The 20,348-nt window shown below is 62.3% G+C and carries 19 protein-coding genes and 2 pseudogenes; 9 read left to right on the top strand and 12 right to left on the bottom strand.

Annotated features, from left to right (window positions below; translation table 11 throughout):
• Window positions 1-162 precede the first annotated feature (162 nt).
• Window positions 163-351: a hypothetical protein gene (locus ACPW74_RS12300; RefSeq protein ID WP_010674183.1), complete on the top strand. Its 189-nt coding sequence runs from the start codon at window positions 163-165 to the stop codon at window positions 349-351.
• A 44-nt stretch (window positions 352-395) separates the two neighbouring features.
• On the opposite strand, the gene ACPW74_RS12295 is transcribed toward ACPW74_RS12300, so the two are convergent.
• Both ACPW74_RS12295 and ACPW74_RS12290 read right to left on the bottom strand, forming a co-directional pair.
• Window positions 396-683, bottom strand: coding sequence for a hypothetical protein (locus ACPW74_RS12295; RefSeq protein WP_049636330.1), 288 nt, complete (start codon window positions 681-683; stop codon window positions 396-398).
• 164 nt (window positions 684-847) lie between these two features.
• Window positions 848-2,956, bottom strand: a complete 2,109-nt coding sequence (locus ACPW74_RS12290; RefSeq protein WP_223924602.1) for a putative bifunctional diguanylate cyclase/phosphodiesterase — start codon at window positions 2,954-2,956, stop codon at window positions 848-850.
• Window positions 2,957-3,405: 449 nt separating this feature from the next.
• On the opposite strand from ACPW74_RS12290, the gene ACPW74_RS12285 reads away from it, so the two are divergent.
• Window positions 3,406-3,993, top strand: a complete 588-nt coding sequence (locus ACPW74_RS12285; RefSeq protein WP_049636328.1) for a histidine phosphatase family protein — start codon at window positions 3,406-3,408, stop codon at window positions 3,991-3,993.
• A gap of 48 nt (window positions 3,994-4,041) precedes the next feature.
• On the opposite strand, the gene ACPW74_RS12280 is transcribed toward ACPW74_RS12285, so the two are convergent.
• Window positions 4,042-7,185 carry a DUF3427 domain-containing protein gene (locus ACPW74_RS12280; protein ID WP_049636327.1) on the bottom strand — a complete coding sequence of 1,048 codons (3,144 nt, stop codon included), beginning with the start codon at window positions 7,183-7,185 and terminating at the stop codon, window positions 4,042-4,044.
• A 153-nt stretch (window positions 7,186-7,338) separates the two neighbouring features.
• Here ACPW74_RS12280 and ACPW74_RS12275 point away from each other — a divergent pair, with 153 nt between their 5' ends.
• The gene (locus tag ACPW74_RS12275; protein WP_049636326.1) at window positions 7,339-7,806 is read left to right on the top strand and encodes a hypothetical protein; all 468 of its coding nucleotides are present in this window, start codon (window positions 7,339-7,341) and stop codon (window positions 7,804-7,806) included.
• Between the two features lie 109 nt (window positions 7,807-7,915).
• Window positions 7,916-8,224: pseudogene (locus tag ACPW74_RS12270) on the top strand (VOC family protein); the annotation flags it as partial.
• 57 nt (window positions 8,225-8,281) lie between these two features.
• On the opposite strand, the pseudogene tnpA reads toward ACPW74_RS12270, so the two are convergent.
• A pseudogene (gene tnpA / locus ACPW74_RS12265) lies at window positions 8,282-8,686 on the bottom strand (IS200/IS605 family transposase).
• Window positions 8,687-8,743: 57 nt separating this feature from the next.
• Between tnpA and ACPW74_RS12260 the strand changes: the two are divergent.
• Entirely contained in the window at window positions 8,744-9,970 is a 1,227-nt protein-coding gene (locus ACPW74_RS12260) for an RNA-guided endonuclease InsQ/TnpB family protein (protein ID WP_021141234.1), read from the top strand.
• A 136-nt stretch (window positions 9,971-10,106) separates the two neighbouring features.
• Here ACPW74_RS12260 and ACPW74_RS12255 read toward each other — a convergent pair whose 3' ends face one another.
• Together ACPW74_RS12255 and gdhA are read right to left on the bottom strand one after the other, a co-directional pair.
• Window positions 10,107-10,310 (bottom strand): DUF3955 domain-containing protein, encoded by a 204-nt coding sequence (locus ACPW74_RS12255; protein WP_049636791.1) that lies wholly within the window; start codon window positions 10,308-10,310, stop codon window positions 10,107-10,109.
• Between the two features lie 143 nt (window positions 10,311-10,453).
• Window positions 10,454-11,797, bottom strand: coding sequence for an NADP-specific glutamate dehydrogenase (gdhA, locus tag ACPW74_RS12250; protein WP_041212764.1), 1,344 nt, complete (start codon window positions 11,795-11,797; stop codon window positions 10,454-10,456).
• Window positions 11,798-12,368: 571 nt separating this feature from the next.
• Between gdhA and rluF the strand changes: the two genes are divergently transcribed.
• Window positions 12,369-13,382: a 23S rRNA pseudouridine(2604) synthase RluF gene (rluF, locus tag ACPW74_RS12245; RefSeq protein ID WP_010674196.1), complete on the top strand. Its 1,014-nt coding sequence runs from the start codon at window positions 12,369-12,371 to the stop codon at window positions 13,380-13,382.
• A gap of 86 nt (window positions 13,383-13,468) precedes the next feature.
• Here the strand turns inward: rluF and ACPW74_RS12240 are convergent, their stop codons facing one another.
• A complete protein-coding gene (locus ACPW74_RS12240; protein WP_049636792.1) occupies window positions 13,469-14,701 on the bottom strand; it encodes an MFS transporter in 1,233 nt (410 codons plus the stop codon).
• Entirely contained in the window at window positions 14,694-15,203 is a 510-nt protein-coding gene (locus tag ACPW74_RS12235; RefSeq protein ID WP_041212766.1) for a nucleoside deaminase, read from the bottom strand. Before ACPW74_RS12235 ends, ACPW74_RS12240 begins: the two co-directional genes overlap by 8 nt.
• 116 nt (window positions 15,204-15,319) lie before the next feature.
• Here ACPW74_RS12235 and ACPW74_RS12230 point away from each other — a divergent pair, with 116 nt between their 5' ends.
• Entirely contained in the window at window positions 15,320-16,162 is an 843-nt protein-coding gene (locus ACPW74_RS12230) for a LysR family transcriptional regulator (protein ID WP_029314296.1), read from the top strand.
• 16 nt (window positions 16,163-16,178) lie between these two features.
• Here the strand turns inward: ACPW74_RS12230 and ACPW74_RS12225 are convergent, their stop codons facing one another.
• The 3 genes from ACPW74_RS12225 to ACPW74_RS12215 all read right to left on the bottom strand — a co-directional run bounded on the left by ACPW74_RS12225 (window position 16,179) and on the right by ACPW74_RS12215 (window position 17,374).
• The gene (locus tag ACPW74_RS12225) at window positions 16,179-16,646 is read right to left on the bottom strand and encodes a GyrI-like domain-containing protein (RefSeq protein WP_049636793.1); all 468 of its coding nucleotides are present in this window, start codon (window positions 16,644-16,646) and stop codon (window positions 16,179-16,181) included.
• Between the two features lie 20 nt (window positions 16,647-16,666).
• Window positions 16,667-16,822 (bottom strand): pleiotropic regulatory protein RsmS, encoded by a 156-nt coding sequence (gene rsmS, locus ACPW74_RS12220; RefSeq protein WP_010674200.1) that lies wholly within the window; start codon window positions 16,820-16,822, stop codon window positions 16,667-16,669.
• Window positions 16,823-16,906: 84 nt separating this feature from the next.
• A complete protein-coding gene (locus ACPW74_RS12215; RefSeq protein WP_049636794.1) occupies window positions 16,907-17,374 on the bottom strand; it encodes an acyl-CoA thioesterase in 468 nt (155 codons plus the stop codon).
• Window positions 17,375-17,547: 173 nt separating this feature from the next.
• Between ACPW74_RS12215 and ACPW74_RS12210 the strand changes: the two genes are divergently transcribed.
• Window positions 17,548-18,198, top strand: coding sequence for a tellurite resistance TerB family protein (locus tag ACPW74_RS12210; protein WP_042015902.1), 651 nt, complete (start codon window positions 17,548-17,550; stop codon window positions 18,196-18,198).
• Window positions 18,199-18,357: 159 nt separating this feature from the next.
• Window positions 18,358-18,816 carry a GNAT family N-acetyltransferase gene (locus tag ACPW74_RS12205; RefSeq protein ID WP_039038605.1) on the top strand — a complete coding sequence of 153 codons (459 nt, stop codon included), beginning with the start codon at window positions 18,358-18,360 and terminating at the stop codon, window positions 18,814-18,816.
• A gap of 26 nt (window positions 18,817-18,842) precedes the next feature.
• Here ACPW74_RS12205 and ACPW74_RS12200 read toward each other — a convergent pair whose 3' ends face one another.
• A complete protein-coding gene (locus ACPW74_RS12200) occupies window positions 18,843-20,291 on the bottom strand; it encodes a PLP-dependent aminotransferase family protein (RefSeq protein ID WP_049636795.1) in 1,449 nt (482 codons plus the stop codon).
• Window positions 20,292-20,348 lie beyond the last annotated feature (57 nt).

The following is a 20,348-nucleotide window of genomic DNA, read 5'->3' as shown; positions in this document are numbered from 1 at the left end:
TTGGCGGGCTCTGTCATCCAGGCTGGCGGCATCCCGCCCCGGCCAGATCCGGCCACTGCCCGCTTTTGCCCGCCACCTCCCTTGATCCAGGTCAAGGGGGACTTAGGTCCCTTATTTTACGGTCAAGAGTGATGTTGGTGAATGACACATAAGGATGTGCGTATGGAACTCAAGAGGGACCCGAGATGCTATACCGACGTCTGTATCGACGGTAAGTGGTATCACTACGATCACTGCAGCACTCACGTTTATATGCTGATGGGGGGCGCCGCCCCCAGCCTGCAGCTTGCCCATGAACCCGGCAGTGAAGAGGAGCTGGTGGAGATGCTCCGCCAGCACCCCCAACGCTGACTGCCTGCGGGCCATCGGGGTATCGTCCCGGCGGCCCGCCTTGTTCAGCCCGCCTTGCGGCCCAGGATCTTATTGCCCATCTCCAGCAAGGCCGTTGCCGCCGCATAGGCCTCGTCTGACTTGCCTATCTCGTCCGCCACGTAGAGAAAACCGGATCTGTACTTCTCCACCGCCTCGCGGGGAGTGGCCGCGTCGATGAAATCCTCTTCCACCTCGAACCCTTGCGTCAGCAGCGCCTCCTTCTCCGTGAGGAAGGTGGGGGAGGCCATGTCGACATAGGTATATTGCTGACGGCGGGAGGCGGGGACGCTGAAGAACTGGTATCTGGCCATGGATGTGGCTCCTCTGAACGGGTGATCTGCCATGGGGGGCGCTCGATGCGCCCGGCAAAATAAAGGAGCATTCGAGTCTTGCAGCAGACTACCTTGAGTCGTGAAGGGACGCAATCGGGCTGGTGATGACCCTGGCGACACGGGCGCTGCGCCTCACCTGCTTGTCAGGCAAGCACACCTTCCAGCACCCGTTGGGGAGTCTCGGGAGCGCAGTGGACAAGCAGTTGCTCCCCGGTCATGGGGCGCCCGAGCAGGTAGCCCTGCAAGGTGTCGCAGCCCAGCTCGGTCAGCAGGTCCCGCTGCTCCGGGGTTTCCACCCCCTCTGCCACGATGCGCATCTCCAGGGCCTGACCCAGGGCGATGATGGCGGCGATGATGGTGGCATCATCGCCCCCCCGCTCCAGGGTGGTGACAAAGCCCCGGTCAATCTTGAGCTCGTTGGCGGGGAAGCGCTTGAGGTAGAGCAGGCTGGAGTAGCCGGTGCCGAAGTCGTCGATGGAGATGCCAAGGCCGAGCTCGGCCAGACGGTTGAGGATGGCGAGGCTCTCCTCGGCCTTCTGCATGGCGGTGGATTCGGTGATCTCCAGGGTCAGGTGACGGGCCTCGAGCCGATGGCGGGCGAGGGCGCCCTGCACCTCCTCCAGCAGCCCGGGGCTGGCGAGCTGGATGGTGGAGAGATTGACTGCCACGCTCCAGTCGTGATGACCCGCCGCCCGCCAGGCGCTCATCTGGCGGCACGCCTCGTCGATGACCCAGTTGCCGATGGGGATGATGAGCCGGCTCTTCTCCGCCAGCGGCAGGAAGCTGGCCGGCGAGACGGCACCATGCTCCGGGTGCTGCCAGCGCAGCAGGGCCTCGGCGCCGACCACCTGGCCGCTGCGGGCACAGTATTTGGGCTGGTAGTGCAGGGCCAGCTCCCCCCGCTCCAGGGCGTGTTGCAGCTCCTTGTGCAGCAGGAACTGCTGGTGGGCGTTGGCGTTCATGGCGCTGTCGAAGTAGTAGTAGTCGTTGCGCCCCTGCTCCTTGGCGTAATACATGGCGGCATCGGCGTTGAGGGTCAGCTCGTGCAGGCTGGTGCCATCCTGGGGATAGACGGCAATGCCGATGCTGGCGGTGATGTGCAGGCTGTGGTGCTCCCACTCATAGGGCTGGGCCAGGGTGGCCAGCAGCCGCTCGGCGAAGGCCGTGGTCTGGCTCACATCCCCCGGCGCCAGGGCCAGCACGAACTCGTCCCCGCCAAAGCGCGAGGCGGTGTCGCTGGCACCGAGCAGGCCGGTGATGCGCTGGGCCACCTCGGCCAGCAGCAGATCCCCGGTGTGGTGGCCGTGGGCATCGTTGATGATCTTGAAGCCGTCGAGATCGAGAAACAGCAGGGAGAAGCTGCGCTGGCTGTGCTGACACTCCTGGATGCGCTGCTCCAGCCGGTCGGCAAACAGCAGCCGGTTCGGCAGCCGGGTCAGGCTGTCATGGAGCGCCAGCTTGAGCAGCTCGTCGTGGGCCTGATGCAGGGAGGTGGAGAGCCTGGCGGCGTGGGCATCCAGCATGGAGAGCACGAAGGCGATGGCGAACACCGCCAGGGTCACTATGATGACCACGGTTGCCAGCCACTGGGTATTGAGACCGGTGTAGAGGGCCCCGCACAGGCTCTCTGCGGGGAACTGGGCCGCCGCCATGCCGGTGTAGTGCATGCCGATGATGGCTGTCCCCATCACCAGGGAGGCGAAGGCCTTGCTGAAGAAGGCGCGGGGCGAGCTGTTGCGCAGGCGAAACGCTATCCAGAGTGCGGCCCCCGAGGCGAATACCGCGATGAGGATGGAGAGGATGAAGAGCCCAGGCAGGTAGTGGATGCCAGGCGCTATCTTCATGGCCGCCATGCCGATGTAGTGCATGGTGGCAATGCCGGCCCCCATCAGCACGGCCCCGAACAGGATCTGGTGCCAGGGGAGCTGGGGACGACTCACCAGCCAGAGCGCAAAGGCCGAGGAGCCGATGGCTGCCACCAGGGAGAGACCGGTGAGGGTCAGATCGTATCCCAGCGCGATGGGCAGGTTGAAGGAGAGCATGCCGATAAAATGCATGGACCAGATGCCGAGCCCCATGGCGAAGGCTCCCCCCGCGAGCCAGAGCACGGCGGCCCGTCCCCGGCTCTGGCTCACCCGGCTGGTCATGGTCAGCGCCGTATAGGAGGCGAGCACCGCCACCAGGATGGAGAAGAACACCAGATCCTGGCTGTAATAACTGTCGAGCATGGGGTGGGTTGGGGTCACGTTCATTTACTCTGGGGTACATCAGGGCCTGAGCCTGGGCCGGGTCAGGGGAAATCGGGTGGCAGATTGTACACCAGGCGTCCCTGTCGTGAGCCAGAGATACGTACCAAAATGGCCCCCGGATCAGAGCAAAAACTCTGTCTTTTCTGGCTTTGGCCGCCATCCTGTGACCGATAAACCGGCACATCCCCATTTTATTCCGTCTGAACAACAAGATAGGGGAGCATGGGGCGCTTGCCACGGCGCTGGCGGGCCCGTGGCGAAGGCGTGTGGTAAGCGCACAAGGCGCCTGTGCGATAAAGGCGCGCAGCCCCTGTCGTCCTTATCACGATAGCCGCAGGCCATGCGCTCAAGGAGTCAGCACAAGCCTGCATCCTCCGGGTCTTGGTTGACCCGGTACATCTGTTATCATCTTCCCCCTGTTTTCTTATCTCGTTGACTCTGCTGGAGAAACCATGTCTCGAACCCTCTATTTGCTGCGCCATGGCCAGACCCGTTACAACGCCGAATTGCGGTTGCAGGGGCGTTGCAACTCCGAGTTGACCCCCAGGGGAGAAGCCCAGGCCCTCGCCATGGGGGCCCGTCTGGCCAAGCTCCTGGCCGAGCCCACCGACTGGACGATCTACGCCAGCCCCCTCGGCCGGGCACGGCAGACGGCGGAGCGGGTGTGTCAGCAGCTTGGCTTGGACCAGGAGCGCATCATCTGGGACGAGCGGCTGGTGGAGCTGGGGATGGGGGAGTGGGAGGGTCGCCGGGTGCCCGAGCTGCTGGCGGCCCACCCCGAGCTGGATCTGGAGGAGCCGGACTGGTATCTGCGGGCCCCCCATGGCGAGAGTTTTGAGAGCATTCAGCGCCGGGCCCGGCAATGGCTTGAGGACGAGCAGATTGCCGAGCAGGCCATCGTGGTTTCTCACGGTCTCTTTGGCGCCATGCTGCGCGGCGCCTATGTGGATCTGGACTACACCACCACCTGGCTGCAGGAGCTGCCACAGGATGCCTTCTTCAAACTCAGTGGTGGTCGCATAGAGCGGATTGCCTGCTGACCACACGAAGGCGGCCCGCCGTGGGTGGGCCTTGTTGTGATGGGTCGCTCAGCCAACTGCCAATTTGGCCGCTTCTTTCCACATAAAAGGCGGCATCGGAGTAGTGAGACGCCATTTAATGTTCATCGGTTGGCTACCGCTGTGGGAGATGTACTCCACCTCACCAAAGTTCACAAAGCCAAGGGTGCGGCCAAATTCATCTTTGCTCTGCTCACGAACGAACAGAAACACGCGCTTACCCTCTGCCCTGTGGTTTATGTAACTCAGCCCCTTGCCTCGCTCTGGGCGAGCGCTGTTTTGGCTCTGCCAATGGAACAGTGACTCATTAATGGCGTAGTCGTGATAACGGGTGGTGGGGGAGAAGTGCTGCTCCGTTTTGTTCAAGGTCACGAACAGCAACTCGATATTGTGCTCTGCGATGACATAGACCCCTTCGCGAGCCGTGGGTTGCTGCGCGAAGGTGGTTGCCCCAAAGCCAACCAGCACTTGCTCTCTGGCATAGCGAGCATGCAGTTGTAGTGGATTGCCGGGAAGATCTGGCATGGCGCTTTGTTCGTGCTGCACCCGGTTGATCAGCATGGGCAACAGATCTGCCAGCTCGGCCCTTAACTCTGGTTGATTGAGTTGTTTCAGGCTGTGCGCCAAGGAGCTAAAGCCTGCGTTGGGGCCGCTTTGTTGCCAGAAGTCGTAATGGCACATCAAGGCCATCCGCTCATCGTGCTCAGCCGTTAAGGTAAAGGCGCTTTCCACCAAGGTTTGTAAGAAGTTCAAGTAATGGAGCGCATCGCAGCCCAATAGCCGGGTTTTGATGGCCCGGGTGTAGAGGGTCGACAGCTTCTCATCACTCATTTCAGAAATGGTATGGTTGTGGGCCTGTTTGACCAAGGCGCTCCAATTGCCGCGCTTGTAGATCTCCTCAAGGCTGATATGAGGGTAGAACTTCAGAAAATTCGCCAGTGTCAGCGGTAAATCGCAATCCTGTGAGAAACGGCGGATCAGGCCCATGAGGCGCGAGGTATTGAGAGTCGCCTTTTTGATATTGCTCAGAATTAACTCTTGGGTCTGTTTTGAGAGCTCGATGCGGCAGCCCAAGGGGGCGTGAGGGAAGCCCTGTTTGATCTCGTGGCTGATCGCCTTATTGGTTTTACCCACCAGAGCCCGGAATTTCTGGGCAAAGTCATACTCCGCACGGGCATTCCCAACAAAGTCCAATACGGTGCAGCACTCTTTATCGCTCGCCAGCCGCAGGCCACGTCCCAATTGCTGCAAGAAGATGGTGAGGCTTTCCGTTGGTCGTAAAAACAGCAAGGTATCGACTTCCGGGATATCAACCCCTTCGTTGAAGATGTCCACCACGCAGAGAATATTGATAACGCCGGTACGCAAATCTTGTTGCTTACTATGTCGCTCGTCTCGGTTATCGCTAGTGAGGATGTCAGCCTTGATGCCCTTCAATAAAAATGCCTTGCACATAAAGTCGGCATGTTCACGGCTCACACAAAATGCCAGTGCTTTGATCTTGGTAATATCGGTGACGATCTCATTGAGGCTCTGGACTATCTTCTGTACCCGCTGCTGATTGTGGGTATAGATATTGGTGAGCTCAGTAATGTCATAACGGCCATTTTTCCAAGTCACTTGGCGCAAGTCAGTATCATCATCGATACCAAAATATTGGAACGGACAGAGATGGCGACGATTGATGGCCTCGGGCAAGCGGATCTCTGCTGCGATGACACCACAAAAGTCGGCAAGAATATCACCGCCATCATGGCGCTCTGGCGTTGCGGTTAATCCCAACAGAATCTGAGGTTCAAAGGTGGCGAGCAGACCGCGATAACTGGCCGCCGCAATATGGTGAACCTCATCAATGACGATGTAATCGAAATAGTCTTGACTAAGACGTAAATTAGCCAGCTGGTTATTCAAGGATTGCACCGAGGCAAACAGCTGACGGTAGTGGGTTGGCACGGCGCCGCCGACCAAGAGTTCGCCAAAATTTGATTGCTTGAGCACTCCGCGGTACGAGGCTAATGCTTGGCGCAAGATCTCCTCTTTGTGGGCGACAAACAGAAACTTGGCATCGGGTTTGGTTTTCAAAAAATGCGCAAAATCAAAGGCGGAGATCAGAGTTTTCCCTGTACCGGTAGCCGCTACCACCAAGTTACGAAAGCGCTGGTGTAAAGCGCGCTCCATCGCCAATTGTTCAAGGATCTCCAGTTGATGGGGAAACGGCGTGATATCAAAGAAATAGGCAGGGTTATTTCTGTCCCCATCCCCACGGGCCTCTTGCAGTGCATGCTGCAATTTTGTACGGCTTTCGAGCTTGCCATCAAACAGCTCAAAATCATCGGATTCCCAATAGGTTTCAAAGGTACTCAGGGATTTCTCGATAATATGAGGGATCTCTTGCGAGGTGATTTTTAGGTTCCACTCCAAGCCGCTGGTGAGGGCAGAGTGAGAGAGATTGGAGGAACCTATATAGCCGGTATGAAAACCGGTATTTCGGCAAAAGAGATAGCTCTTGGCATGCAACCGCTCGCGCTGGGTGTTATAGCTGAGTTTGACTTCGGTATTTGGGAGGCTGGCTAAAAATTCAACTGCCTTGGCGTCGGTCGCCCCCATATATGAGGTAGTAATTACTTTTAATTGGCGGCCGCTGCGAGTGAACTCTTCCAGCTCATGACGGAAAATACGGATACCTGCCCACTTGATAAATGAGACCAGCCAGCAGATGCTATCTGCCGATAATATCTCCCGTTTAATCTCTGACTCCATCGACAAACCCGCATTGCTGCCGCAGAACAGCTCACTTTGCGTTAGACCGGTCAGAGGGGAAATATCGTCAACATATTGTTTTAAATTGGCGGAAATGGGGTTGTCCAACTGGTACAGAGCGGTCAGTATTTTTCCCTGACTGTCGATAAGGTTCTCGCCAATAAAGTCTGGGTCTTGTATGCGATCTTTTAGCCAAAGCAATAACTGGTTAGCCAGCTCAATCTGCCGTTGTAATGGGTCATCGCCAGTGACCGAGCCTACTGCATATTCCAACACACGAGTTAGGAATCGTGATAACCAGACTGAGGCCTCCGCAGACTCCAGTTGTCGTTCCCCGATGTAGAAATGCGATCGATCTAGTCTTGATGCCAACAGTTGTGTGATGAGTTGTTCATAAATACCACATTGCTGCATGGTGACTGACCTTGAATCTTGTGCATAAGGGGAGTAGGCAGGGTATCATTTTTTTTAGCTAAATCAGTAAGCTGTTATCTAATTTTGCCCATTTGAAGATCTATCTAGCCATGGGCGGCGAAGATAGAGAAGGCGAACCACAGGGAGGTAGTGATGGATCCAATATCTTATCTTTTTTCGGCTTATCTCAATCTGGTGCAGCAGCAGGTGACGGATATCTATGGCACCGAGCTAAAAACGCTGGTAGTGCCCTATGAGGGAGAGCAGGTTCCCTTCTCTTTCCAGCTCTGGCAGATAAAACAGCAAAGTGTCTGCCGTCCCTACGAGCAAGATGTGCGGCGCTTCAGTCAGTGCACGGTCAAGGCGCAGGCACTGTTTGGTAAACTGTGCGATGACCTGACACGGCAAGACGACAGCAGTTGGCAGCTTCCCAAGTACCGCACCATGTACTGCTCGGCCGCCATCGGCTATCGCCCCATGATCGCGGAGATCGCCGATGCCCAGCAGAGCCCGGGTAAGCTCGCGGAGCGGGCCTGTAATCAGGCCATTCTGGCGGCCATGGGCAGTAATGACGAAACCCTGCTGGCCCAGCGTGACAAGGCGTGTGCTGCCGTGCGTTAAGGTATTTCCCTAGTCAAAATACGTGGTTAGCCCCCTGTGCACCATGCCACAGTTTCTATTGAGGCGGGTGGGTATGATGGTGCGGCAATCACCATGACAGGGAGCAAGCATGATAAGCCATATCGACCATCTGGTATTGACGGTCAGCGACATTGAGCGGGCGGTGGCATTTTACAGCGGCGCCTTCAAGATGGAGCCCATCACCTTCGGGGCAGGCCGCCGGGCGCTGCGTTTTGGCAACCAGAAGATCAATTTGCAGTTGCTGGGGGAGGAGGCGCGCAACCGGGCGCAGGTGGGGTCGGGGGATCTCTGCCTCATCACCAGCTGGCCCCTGGATCAGGTGATGGCCCAGCTGGCGAGCCAGGGGGTCGAAATCGTGGAGGGGCCAGTGATGAAAAGCGGTGCCTGTGGTCCCATCTTAAATGCGAAAGGGGACTCCCTCCGACGTAGGTGGGAGGGGAATTTCGCCGGGGCGTCAGCCCCGCTGGTTTTGAATGTATTGCTTGATCACCTCCAACGGTGCTCCGCCGCAAGAGCCCGCAAAGTAAGAGCGTGACCAGAGTACGGGTTTGCTGTAAGCACCTCTCAAGTCCAGAAATTAATTACGCAGTCGCCTTGATGTGACCGCCTTTAACGAGTTCACCAGTACCGATAGCTGTACCGTTGGCGCGTACTCTATCAGCATGTGAACATGATCAGCCTCTCCGTCACACTCTTTCAGTTCCGCACCAAAATCTCTGCAAACCTCTGCCGCACACTGACTGAAGGAAGCGTGATGCAGATCCCCCAATATCGGCTTTCGATACTTGGTGATAAACACCAAATGTACGTGCAAAGCGTAGGCCGAATGGCGTGATTTATTAATTTTAGTGAATTGCATTCTGTCACTCAATCGGGCTTAATAGATATGGCAATGATGCTGCACACTGAGCGCTAAATGCAAATTCTGAAAGCCTACAAATTCCGACTCGAACCGACCGAACAACAAGCGCAACGCCTGCGCCAGTTGGGCGGTTGTGCTCGTTATGTCTGGAATCACGGGCTGGCAGAAACCAAACGCATTCTGGATGCTGGCGAAAAACTGCCTTCTGCCTTTGAGCTGAACAGGATGCTCACCAGTTGGAAGAAAGACCCAGAAATGGCCTTTCTGGCCGAGGCATATACCGACAACCTCCAGCAGAAGCTCAAGGATTTGCATGGCGCGTGGATGCGCTGCTTTGATAAGAAACTCGCCGCCAAGGCACCCGTATTCAAGAAAAAAAGCGACAACCGCGACGCTATCCGGTTCGTCAACTTCGACAAGTATTGCCGCCTTGAAAAGGGTCGCGTGAAGCTGCCTGCCGGGCTGGCGTGGGTCAAGTTCCGTCAGTCCCAGCCAGTTGAAGGGAAAATTAAAAACGCGACCGTCAGCCAAGCAGCCGGGCACTGGTATATCTCCTTTCAGGTCGAGCAGGAGACGCTTGAGCCAATTCACCCCTCCGGCTCAATGGTCGGGCTAGATGCGGGGATCGCCAAGCTCGCAACCCTGTCAGATGGCACGGTGTTTGAGCCCGTCAACAGCTTCAAAACCAATCAGACCAAGCTGGCAAGGCTCCAACGCCAGTTGAGCAAAAAGGTAAAGTTCAGCAGCAACTGGAAGAAACAAAAAGCCAAGATCCAGCGGCTGCACTCACATATCGCCAATACCCGCCGCGATTACCTTCACAAGGTCACAACGACTATCAGCAAAAACCACGCGATGATCGTCATTGAGGATTTGAAGGTTGCCAGCATGTCAAAATCAGCAGCGGGCACGACCAGCCAGCCGGGGCGCAACGTCCGGGCAAAATCAGGGCTGAATCGTTCGATATTAGATCAGGGCTGGTTTGAGCTGCGCCGCCAGCTCGAATATAAGCAGGCATGGCGAGGCGGTCAGGTGTTGGCGATAAACCCGGCCTACACCAGCCAGCAGTGCGCCTGTTGTGGGCATACTGCGAAGGATAACCGCCAGACGCAAAGCCAGTTTAAATGCGCTGCGTGTGGTTATGAGGCGAACGCCGATGTGAACGGCGCTCGCAATATTTTAGCGGCGGGACACGCCGTTTTAGCCTGTGGAGGCGTGGTGCAATCAGGCCGCCCGATGAAGCAGGAACCCGGTACTGCGCGAGCAGCTATCACCCAGTAATGGGAATCCCCCTCCTGTGACGCGAAGCGCTAAGGTGGGGGAGGATGTCAACGAATCGGTCTATTGCCTGGACCCGGATTAGAACCTCATCGAGATCAGCCGCTATTGCTGAGCTCTTGGCACCTTGCGATTTGTGTCATTGCTCCCTGGTGCGCCCCTTGCGCAGCAGAGGGATCACGGTGAGCACCATGCCGGTGAAGAGCAGCAGATAGCCCAGGGGCAGCAGGGCAAAGGGCTCGTGCAGGAAGCCCTGGGCATCGAGGGTGGAGCCCAGCAGGTTGAAGGCCACAAAGCAGCCGAGCCCGGCCAGGATCAGCAGGGCACCTGTTTTCATCGTCATCTTGTCATCCTCGTCAGCGAGATGGAGCGGATGGGAGACTTTCATGCCTGGGTGAAGAGAGTGTGAAGTCGCGCCAGGCACAAAACACAACGGCAGCCCAAGGGCTGCCGTTGTGTTGAGGGTGAAGCCCCGGGCCAGGGCGCTCAGCAGACCCCTTGCGCCAGCATGGCGTCGGCGACCTTGACGAAGCCGGCAATATTGGCGCCGCTTTCGTAGTTCACATGGTCATCATCCTGACCGTAACGGACACAGGTGGCATGGATACTGGTCATGATCCCCTTGAGGCGGGCGTCCACCTCCTCCCGGGTCCAGGAGAGGCGCTGGGCATTCTGGCTCATCTCGAGGCCCGAGGTGGCAACCCCGCCGGCGTTGGCCGCCTTGCCCGGGGCGAACAGCACCTTTGCTTCGTGGAAGAGGCGGATGGCGGCGGCGCTGGAGGGCATGTTGGCCCCCTCGGCCACCAGCTGCACGCCGTTGGCAATAAGCTGCGCCGCATCTTCGGCATCTAGCTCGTTCTGGGTGGCGCAGGGGAGGGCGACGTCGGTCGCCAGGTGCCAGGGGGTGCGGCCGCTGAAGAACTCGAGCCCGAGCTCGTGGGCGTAATCCGCCACCCGCTTGCGCTGCTCGTTTTTAAGCGCCATCAGACGGGCCAGCTTCTCGGGGGTGAAGCCGTCCGGATCATAGACGGTGCCGCCGGAGTCGGAGGCGGTGATGACGCGGGCGCCGAGGGCCATCGCCTTCTCGATGGCGTATTGGGCCACGTTGCCCGAGCCCGACACCGAGACCCGCAGGCCATCGAGGGACTGGCCGCGATGGGCCAGCATGGCGTCGACAAAGTAGAGCAGGCCGTAGCCGGTGGCTTCCGGACGAATGAGGCTGCCGCCAAAGGAGAGTCCCTTGCCGGTGAAGACGCACTCGGCGCTGTTGGTGAGCTTCTTCATCATGCCCGCCATGTAGCTCACCTCGCGCCCGCCCACCCCGATGTCGCCCGCCGGCACGTCGGTGTTGGCCCCCAGGTGGCGATAGAGCTCCAGCATGAGGGCCTGGCAGAAGCGCATCACTTCTCCTTCGCTCTTGCCCTTGGGATCGAAGTCGCTGCCCCCCTTGCCGCCCCCCATGGGCAGGGTGGTGAGGGCGTTCTTGAAGGTCTGCTCGAAGGCGAGGAATTTCAGCACCGAGAGATCCACCGAGGGGTGGAAGCGCATGCCGCCCTTGAAGGGGCCGATGGCGGAGCTGTGCTGCACCCGGTAGCCGCGATTCACCTGCACCTGGCCCTGGTCATCCACCCAGCTCACCCGAAACTGCACCAGGCGCTCGGGTTCCACCAATCGCTCCAGCAGGCCGTGTTGCAGGTAGCGGGGGTGGCGCTCCACATAGGGCCAGATGGAGGCGATCACCTCGCTCACGGCCTGGATGAACTCGGGCTGGTGAGGGTTGCGGCTGGCGACCTGGGCCAGGAAGGCCTCCTGGGAGAGGGAATGACTCATCTTTAACTCCTGTCGTGAATGATGAAAGTGGCGTCCTGCCAGAGAGGGGACCATGCCCGTCTTCAGGGTTCGCGGGGCTCAAGGGGCCCGTTGTTGCGCCCCGATGGGGGTGTCATTTCCCGTCGTCGGCGGGTCAGAGCAGATAATTCGCGATGACCAAAATCTTTTTATGCATTTTTTCTGGATAAATATCAAGCGTTAGATCATCTGGCTATCTGCCGAAGGCCGCACCCTATCTTCGGCGGCGGGGGCCCGGCCCATGAAGTGAGCACCATGAAGTGAAAAGAGGCGGGGAGTGCGCGGTGCAGCCCAATCAGGGCCGCGGCGTCACCGCACGCTGGATAATGGGGGGCCTGCTGCTGCATCAGGGGCAGCACCCCCTGTGAGCCAGCGGGCAGGGGGTGACGGGGCCGGGCGCGTGCGCGTGCAATGTGCTACTGTAGCGGCGTTTTTTGCCGAACATGCAGGGCGCAGGCCCTTATTTCATGGAGTTGTATGCAGACGAACCCGACCACAGCGCGGCTGATCCAGCCAGCCATTCTCAAGGCCCATCCGACCCGGGAGGTGACCCATGCTGGCCGATGAATCCATGCGCCTGAACAAATACATCAGCGAGAGCGGCATCTGCTCCCGTCGTGAGGCCGATCGTTTCATCGAGCAGGGCAACGTCTTCATCAACGGCAAGCGGGCCGGGGTGGGAGATCAGGTGTTTGCCGGGGATCTGGTCAAGGTCAACGGTCAGGTGATCGAGCCGCGCGAAGCCGACAGCCTGGTCTTCATCGCCCTCAACAAGCCGGTGGGCATCGTCAGCACCACGGAGGCGGGGGAGAAGGACAACATCGTCGACTTCGTCAACCACAGCACCCGCATCTTCCCCATCGGTCGCCTCGACAAGGACTCCCAGGGGCTCATCTTCCTCACCAACCACGGGGATCTGGTGAACAAGATCCTGCGGGCGGGCAACGATCACGAGAAAGAGTACCTGGTGACCGTGGACAAGCCGGTGACCGACGAGTTCGTCCGGGGCATGGCGGCCGGGGTGCCCATCCTCGGCACCGTCACCAAGAAGTGCAAGGTGAAACGAGAGGCGCCCTTCGTGTTTCGCATCACCCTGGTGCAGGGGCTCAACCGCCAGATCCGCCGCATGTGCGAGCACTTCGGCTTCGAGGTGACCAAGCTCGAGCGCATCCGCATCATGAACGTCAGCCTCAAGGGGCTGCCGGTGGGGGAGTGGCGCGACCTCACCGACGACGAGCTGATCGAGCTGTTCAAGCTCATTGAGGACTCCTCCTCCGAGGCGAAACCGGCCAAGGGGGCTCAGGTTGCCAAGCCCAAGGCGGCTGCGGCCGGCACCCCGGCCCAGGGCAAGAAGCCGCGGCGCAGCGACGATCACGAGATTGGCGGGCGGCCCAATGTGCCGGGTCCCGAGGCCTTCGAGAAGAAGAGCCCCGCAGGCAAGGGCGGGGCGGGCAAAGGGGCTGCCAGCAAAGGGGCAGCAGGTAAAAGCGCGCCCGGCAAGGGGGGCAAACCCGCCCCGGGCAAACCGCGGCCAGGGCAGGGCGGGCGCCAGAAGAAGGGGCGCTGAGCGCCAGGCCTTCCCGCACCCTGATGCACAACACCGGCCTTGGCCGGTGTTGTGCTTTCTGGCCCCCAAGGCCGGTGCTCGCCGGATCAGGCAGGTTTGTGGCCTGCCGTCTGCACAGCCATGGCCTGCTCCGGGGGCAGGCCCATGGCCCTTGGGTAGTGGCGCGGGTTGAGACGCACCACCAGCAGGCTCATCAGGACCAGGGCGCCGAGCTGCCACTGCCAGGCGGCGGCGAAGTCACCGCTTGCATGGTGCAGGCGGGCCGCCACCCAGGGGCCGGTAGCCGCCACCATGAAGCCGACGCCCTGCATCAGGGCGCAGAGGGCGCCCGCCCGGCGCGGGTCGGGCAGGTGATCCAGCGCAATCACCATGATGAGGGAGAAGCTCCCCCCAAGCCCGGCGCCGCACAGCAAACACCAGAGCAGGGGGGCGGTCTGAGGAGCGAGCCAGAGGCCGCCAAAGCCCGCCAGCTGCATGGCGATGGCCAGCGCCATCCAGGGGCGGCGGTCCAGCCGACCGGCTGCCAGCAGGGGCAGGCCAAGGCCGCTCGCGGTCTGGGCCAGGGCGAGCCAGGCCACCAGCTCGCCCCCTTGCTGGGCGCTCCAGCCCGCCGCCATGTAGGCCGGGGCCAGCCAGGCTACGACGATGCCGTAGCCGCTGTTGATGATGCCAAAGCAGGCGATGAGCAGCCAGGTGCGGGGCAGGGGGAGCAGCCGCTGCTCCCCGGTGGGGGCGGGCGTGCTGGCCGGGGCAGGCAGGGGCACCCGCCAGGCCAGCCAGCCGAGGGCCAGCAGCACCGGCAGGCCCCAGAGCGCCAGCGCCCGAGACCAGTCCAGATACTCGGCAAGGCGCGGGGTGAGCACGGCCCCGAGCGCCCCGCCCCCCATCATGCAGGCGGAGAAGATCCCCATCACCAGGGGCACCTTTTGGGCGAACCCCTCCTTGATGAGGCCGGGCAGTACCCCCTGCACTAGGGCCGAGCCCAGCCCGCACAGGGCGGCGCTGGCGATGAGCAGGGCGCCGCTCGCCAGATCGACGCGCAGGGCGCTGCCAAGGGCGAGCAACAGCAGGGCCGTCCCGAGCAGGGGGCGCGGGCCCGTGCGACCCAGGAGCGCCGGGGTGAGCAGCACGCCGACCCCGATAAGCCAGAGGGGCAGCAGGGTGACCCAGGCCAGGGTATCTACCCCGAGGGCCAGCCTCGCGTCGATGCGAGGGGCCAGGGGGCCGATGGCGGTGAGGAAGGGGCGCAGGTTGAGGGCGATGAGGATCACCAGCACCAGCAAGGCGCCGCTGCCCGGGGGGAGGCGGCGCTTATGCATGGGGCAGGGGACCGTAGAGGGTTTCGGCCGCGATGGGGCTCGCCAGCTTGATGAGGGGCAGGGGCGGCGGGCACAGGGGCAGTCGCAGGGCCGCGTAGGCCGCGCGGCTGTCATAGCCGAAGGGGGCGGCATCGTCGTTGTCAAAGGCGTAGTAGACCGCCTGGATGCCGTTCATCACCAGGGCCGACAGGCACATGGGGCAGGGGTGCCCGCTGGCATAGACGATGGCCCCGGCCAGCGGCCCCTGGCGACTCCCTTCCCGCAGCGCTTCCAGCTCCGCGTGACGGGTGGGGTCCCCCGCCTCCAGCATGCGGTTGACGGCGCTCGCCACCAGCCGGTTCTCCCTCACCAGCAGGGCGGCGAAGGGGCGCCCCCCTTGCTGGCGATGGGTCAGGGCCAGGTGCAGGGCCTGCTCCAGCCACTCCTGATGGCTGGGGGCCGAGGCGGCGGTGAGGGAGTTGAGGAGGCGGGCACCGGACTGGGAAGGGGGTGGCATGGTCATATCCTGGCAAAAAAGGGGGAGGACAGCAGCCTAGAGGGTCGCCGCATCATTTGGAAATTAAATGATAAAATGACTTCCAGTGGTTTTATAAATGGAGATTGCCCATGGAGCGCCCCCTGCTGGACCCCCAATTGCTGCAGAGCTTCGTCGCCATCGTCGAAACCGGCAGCTTTACCCGCGCCGCCGAGCGTATCCACCTCACCCAGTCCACCCTGAGCCAGCAGATGCGCCGCCTGGAGCAGCAGCTGGGCTGCACCCTGCTCGACCGATCCGGTCGCCAGGTGGTGACCACGGCCCAGGGGGAGACCCTGCTCGGGCTGGCGCGCCGCATCCTGGGGCTGCTGGCCCGGGCGGGGGAGCGGGTGAGCGAGGCGAGCCACCCCCTGCGCCTCGGGGTGCCGGAGGATTTTGCCGCGGGGGCCATGACCCCGGTGCTGGCCGCCTTCGCCCGCGCGCACCCGCAGGTGCGGCTGGAGGTGCAAAGCGATCTCAGCCATGCCCTGTGGCAGGCCTTCGAAGGGGGAGAGCTGGATCTGGCCCTCATCAAGCAGGGGCGCGGCCAGGGGGAGCCCATCGCCCGCTGGCGCGAGCCCCTGGCCTGGGTTGACAGCCGGGAGTGGCCCGCCGCCGGGCGCGACCCCCTGCCTCTGGTGGTGTTTCCAAGCGAGGGGCTCTACCGGCGCCAGATGACCGACGCCCTGGATGCCGAGGGGATCCCCTGGCGCATCGCCTACGTGAGCGGCAGTCTCGCCAGCCTGCAAGGGGCGGTGAGCGCGGGGATCGGGGTCAGCCTGCTGCCGGCGCGCCTGTTGCAACCGGATCAGGTGGTGCTGGCCCATTGGCCTGCAGTGCGCTCGGTGGAGCTGGCTCTGCACCAGGGGCCGGGCACGAGCGAGCCCCTCGCCCGGCTGGGGGAGGCGCTGATCGCGCTCTGTGACGAGGTGATGGGGCCGAGGTAGCCCGGGCGGCCAGGGGTCAGGCCAGGGCCTGTTTTGGTACCACGGCGAGCCAGATTTCCACTTCGCCGCTGCCGGTGGCGGCGTCAAAGCGGGCGCCGTAGCGCTCGAAATCCGGCTGCTGGGCAGATTGATAGTCCGATTGCGCGAGCCATGCCAGGGCCTGGCGCCAGGTGTGCGGCAGGGTCGTGACATGCCCCTGATGCAAGAAGATGGCGTAGGTCTGGGGGGCGATGCGCATGCGGCCAAGCCCGGGAGGCAGCACCTCCAGGGCGGCGACCTCCACCCCGCAGAGGTATTCGCAGTGGGTGTCGGTGGCGGCGCAGATGGCGCCATAGGCGTGCTCCCCGAGCTGCCCCGGCAGGGGAAGCAGGGCGCTGAGGTCGCGCCACTGGCCGGCGAAGTCCCCCTGCTCGAAGGGGTGGTGACGGCGCAACCCCCCGAGGAGCATGGCGCGGCCTTGTTCGATGCGAATGGGTGCTGACATGGTGCCTCCTGCGGGGGCGCTCAGGCCTCCCGACCTTCCTCGAGCTTGCGCTCATAATCCCGGCGAACGATGGCGAGTGCCGCCAGGGCCAGCGCGGGGGCGATGTGGTTGGTTTCCAGCAGTTCGATCAGATCCACCGCGAGCTGGACCTCGGGGGGGGCATTTTCCAGGGACATCTTGGGTTCTCAAGGGCAAGGGTGGTCGCCATTATAGCGCCCGGCGGCGCGAAGACACGCCCCGGCTGCCCGGGGCGGGACGGGTCACATGTGCTGGCGCATCTCCTTGTCCAGCTCCTCGCGCAGGGCCATCAGCTTTTTGGCGTACTGCTGCAACTGCAGATCGTTCTCGCTCACCGGCTGCCACTGGGGCACCGGGGTGGGTTTGCCCTGCTCGTCCATGGCCACGAAGATGATGATGCAGTGGGTGGTCTTGCGCCGCTCCGGGTCGGTGGGATGGCGGCTGTAGACATCCACCGCCAGGTGCATGCTGGTGGTACCGGTGTGGATCACCTTGGCGTGTACCTCCACCAGTTGGCCTATCTGGATGGGGCGCAAGAAGCGGATGCCCCCCACATAGACGGTGACGGCATAGCCGCCACACCAGCCGGCGGCGCAGGCGTAGCCGGCCTGGTCAATCCACTTCATCACCATGCCGCCATGGACTTTGCCGCCAAAGTTGACGTCGGCGGGTTCGGCGAGAAATTGCAGGGTCAGTTCACGGGCGCTCATGGTACTTCCTTATGTCGAGGCAAGGGGGGACTCCTTGGCTGTCCCCCGGGGACAATAGCAGTGGGCGGGGCTGGCACTGATCCAACCAGCGCCTCTTCTTGTCTGCGCCGTCATTCACCTTGAGTTCAGCGCAGGCGGCCCAGCATGACTCATCACGCGAGGGAGGAGGCCCCATGAAACAGATGCTGGAGCAATTGATGGGAGCTGGCAAGGGCTGGCTCAACGACGGTGGTGACACGCGCAAGGCCCAGATGAAGGGCATGGCGCAGGGGGGATTGGCCGCCGGGGCCATGGCGCTGCTGCTTGGCAACAAGAAGATGCGCAAATATGGCACCAAGGTGGCGGCGGTGGGGGGCGCGGCGGCTCTCGGGGGGCTGGCCTACAAACTCTATCAGGACTGGCAGACCCAGCAGTCCACCCCGGCCCAGCCGACCCAGCCCCTGGACACCCTGGAGGGCAAGGCCCTGGATGCCCGCGCCAATCTGCTGGTGCGCGCCATGGTGGCGGCGGCCCGGGCCGACGGCCACATCGATGCCGCCGAGCGCCAGAAGATCCAGGAGTACCTGACCGAACAGGGGGAGCGGGATGCGGCCCGCTGGATTGACGCCGAGCTCTCCCGCCCCCTCGACCCCCATGTCCTGGCGCGAGAAGTGACCGACATGGAGCTGGCGACCGAGGTCTACCTCGCCTCCCTGCTCACCATCGAGGTGGATCACTTCATGGAGCGCGGTTATCTGGACGAGCTGGCGCGCGCCTTGAAGCTGGATGACAACCTCAAGGGGAGCATAGAGCGCCAGGTGGCCCAGTTGGGGGCGCCGGGCTGAGCCCGCATTGCCATCAGGATTGTCCACAAGGCCCCGTCATGGGGCCTTGTCGTTGCCGGGGGCTGTTGATTGCCGTGACGAGCCGATAAGATGCGGGTTCCAAAGGGTGACCGCCAAGCCTCTTTCCTCGCTGGCGACCCTCACTGCAAGGAGCATCAGGTGGACATTCGCAAGGCAACTGAACAGGATATCGACGCCATTCTGGCCCTGAACCGGCAGATAGGTCAGCTCCACTTCGAGCAGGTGCCCGAGGTGTTCTGCCCCCCGTCCCCGGAGGACAGGGCCTTCTTGCTCGGCGCCATTGCCGACGAGGCGCGTCTTTTCTGCGTGGCGGTGGTGGCGGGGGAGGTGGCGGGCTTTCTCACCGCCCGCATCGACCTCAACGAGAGTGTCCCCTTTCTCAGCAAGCTGCCCGTCTGCCGCATCACGACCGTGGTGGTGGATGAGGGGCAGCGCTCCCGGGGCATCGGCCGGGCGCTGATCGCCCACGGGGACCAGTGGGGCAAGGCACGGGGCGCAAGCCAGTTGCGCCTGGAGGTGATGGCTTTCAACGAGCGGGCCAGGGCCCTCTACGAGCGACTGGGCTTCAAGGCCCAGTCACAGACCATGGCCAGGTAAGGCGCATTCGCTTGCAAAAGGGCCCGTTACGGGCCCTTGTCGTGTGAGGCGTCAGGGGGGCTCTGCCAGGTTTCCCGTTGCCGGGCGATGAGGCCCGCAAGCTGGTTGAGCGCCGCGTCCAGCTGCGGGCTCCAGGGATGGGAGCTGTTGAGGCGCAGGCAGTGGTTGTGCTGGCCCTGGCTGGAGAAGAGGGCCCCGGGGGCGATGGAGACCCCCTGCTCGATGGCGCTGGCATAGAGCGCCCGGCCATCGAGGCGGGCGTCAAATTCGAGCCAGAGAAAGTAGCCCCCGTCGGGGGAGGAGATACGCGCCTCGGGGAAGAGGCGCATCAGGGCTGCCCGCATCTGCTGCTGACGCTGGGCCAGGGTGTGGCGCAGGCGGCGAAAGTGGGCGTCCACCCCGCCCTGGCGCAACATGTCGGCCAGCGCCAGCTGACTGGGCACATTGGTCGAGAGCGTCGACATCAGTTGCAGCCGCTGGATGCGCTCGGCGTGGCGCTTCGCCACCACCCAGCCGACCCGAAAGCCCGGTGCCAGACACTTGGTCCAGGAGCCGCACAGCAGGCTCTCTCCCCGCGCATCCCAATGGGTGATGGGCCTTGGCCGCTCGCGCCCGACATAGAGCTCCGCATAGACGTCATCCTCCACCAGGGGGACCTGATGGCGGTTGAGCAGACCCATCAGCGCCTGCTTGTGCTCATCGGGCATGGTGTGGCCGAGGGGGTGCTGCACATTGCCCATCAGCCAGCACGCCTTGACGGGGCGCTGGGCGAGGGCCTCCTCCAGCAGGGCGAGATCGATGCCCACCCCGGGGATCACCGGGATCTCCACCACCTTGAGCTTGAGCCGCTCGATGGCCTGCAGGGCGCCGTAGAAGGTGGGGGACTCCACCACCACCCAGTCGCCGGGCTCGGTCAGCACCTGAAGACTGAGGGAGAGCGCCTCCATGGCCCCCGTGGTGATGATGATCTGCTGGGGATCCACCGCCATCCCCTCGCCGGCGTAGCGCCGGGCGATGGCGCGGCGCAGTGCCTCGTTGCCGGGGGGCAGATCTGCCACCGTGCTGAAGGGATCGAGGCGGCGCATGCAACTGCCGAGGGCCCGACCGAGCTGGGGGTGGGGGAAGAGGGTCGGGTCCGCCACCGCCATGCCAAGGGGCACCAGCTCCCGTGACTTGCTCGCCTGCAGCACCTCGAACACCAGATCGTTGATGTCCACCGAGCCGCTGTAGCGGGCCTGCTGGGGCTGACTCTCCCGCCGGGCCGTGCTCGCGGCCTTGACGTAGTAGCCGGACTGGGGCCGCGCCAGGATGAGGCCCCGGCTTTCGAGCAACTGATAGGCCTGGAGTACCGTCATGGGGCTGAGGCCGTGGGTCTTGCAGCTCTGGCGGATGGAGGAGATGCGCTCCCCCGGCTGCCAGAGGCCGCTCGTGATCTGCTGTTGCAGCTGGTCTGCCAACTGGCCGTAGCGGGACATGGTGGGCCCAAACTGTTATAGGTGTTTTTCACTATAACTGCATCTGTTATAGGTGTC

It is taken from the genome of Aeromonas sp. INTO2, assembly GCF_049860605.1.
In the GTDB taxonomy this organism is placed as follows: domain Bacteria; phylum Pseudomonadota; class Gammaproteobacteria; order Enterobacterales; family Aeromonadaceae; genus Aeromonas; species Aeromonas caviae.
This window is presented reverse-complemented; position numbering and strand designations above follow the sequence as displayed.

Bases quoted from the DNA above. Each gene is read 5' to 3' on its own strand.
- rsmS (WP_010674200.1), bottom strand. From the start codon at position 16,822: ATGTCCCTGGAAAATGCCCCCCCCGAGGTCCAGCTCGCGGTGGATCTG.
- ACPW74_RS12235 (WP_041212766.1), bottom strand. From the start codon at position 15,203: ATGACCATGCCACCCCCTTCCCAGTCCGGTGCCCGCCTCCTCAACTCC.
- ACPW74_RS12290 (WP_223924602.1), bottom strand. From the start codon at position 2,956: ATGAACGTGACCCCAACCCACCCCATGCTCGACAGTTATTACAGCCAG.
- ACPW74_RS12275 (WP_049636326.1), top strand. From the start codon at position 7,339: ATGGATCCAATATCTTATCTTTTTTCGGCTTATCTCAATCTGGTGCAG.
- ACPW74_RS12295 (WP_049636330.1), bottom strand. From the start codon at position 683: ATGGCCAGATACCAGTTCTTCAGCGTCCCCGCCTCCCGCCGTCAGCAA.
- ACPW74_RS12240 (WP_049636792.1), bottom strand. From the start codon at position 14,701: ATGCATAAGCGCCGCCTCCCCCCGGGCAGCGGCGCCTTGCTGGTGCTG.
- rluF (WP_010674196.1), top strand. From the start codon at position 12,369: ATGCTGGCCGATGAATCCATGCGCCTGAACAAATACATCAGCGAGAGC.
- ACPW74_RS12215 (WP_049636794.1), bottom strand. From the start codon at position 17,374: ATGAGCGCCCGTGAACTGACCCTGCAATTTCTCGCCGAACCCGCCGAC.
- ACPW74_RS12225 (WP_049636793.1), bottom strand. From the start codon at position 16,646: ATGTCAGCACCCATTCGCATCGAACAAGGCCGCGCCATGCTCCTCGGG.
- ACPW74_RS12285 (WP_049636328.1), top strand. From the start codon at position 3,406: ATGTCTCGAACCCTCTATTTGCTGCGCCATGGCCAGACCCGTTACAAC.
- ACPW74_RS12260 (WP_021141234.1), top strand. From the start codon at position 8,744: ATGCAAATTCTGAAAGCCTACAAATTCCGACTCGAACCGACCGAACAA.
- ACPW74_RS12280 (WP_049636327.1), bottom strand. From the start codon at position 7,185: ATGCAGCAATGTGGTATTTATGAACAACTCATCACACAACTGTTGGCA.
- ACPW74_RS12300 (WP_010674183.1), top strand. From the start codon at position 163: ATGGAACTCAAGAGGGACCCGAGATGCTATACCGACGTCTGTATCGAC.
- ACPW74_RS12255 (WP_049636791.1), bottom strand. From the start codon at position 10,310: ATGACGATGAAAACAGGTGCCCTGCTGATCCTGGCCGGGCTCGGCTGC.
- gdhA (WP_041212764.1), bottom strand. From the start codon at position 11,797: ATGAGTCATTCCCTCTCCCAGGAGGCCTTCCTGGCCCAGGTCGCCAGC.
- ACPW74_RS12200 (WP_049636795.1), bottom strand. From the start codon at position 20,291: ATGTCCCGCTACGGCCAGTTGGCAGACCAGCTGCAACAGCAGATCACG.
- ACPW74_RS12210 (WP_042015902.1), top strand. From the start codon at position 17,548: ATGAAACAGATGCTGGAGCAATTGATGGGAGCTGGCAAGGGCTGGCTC.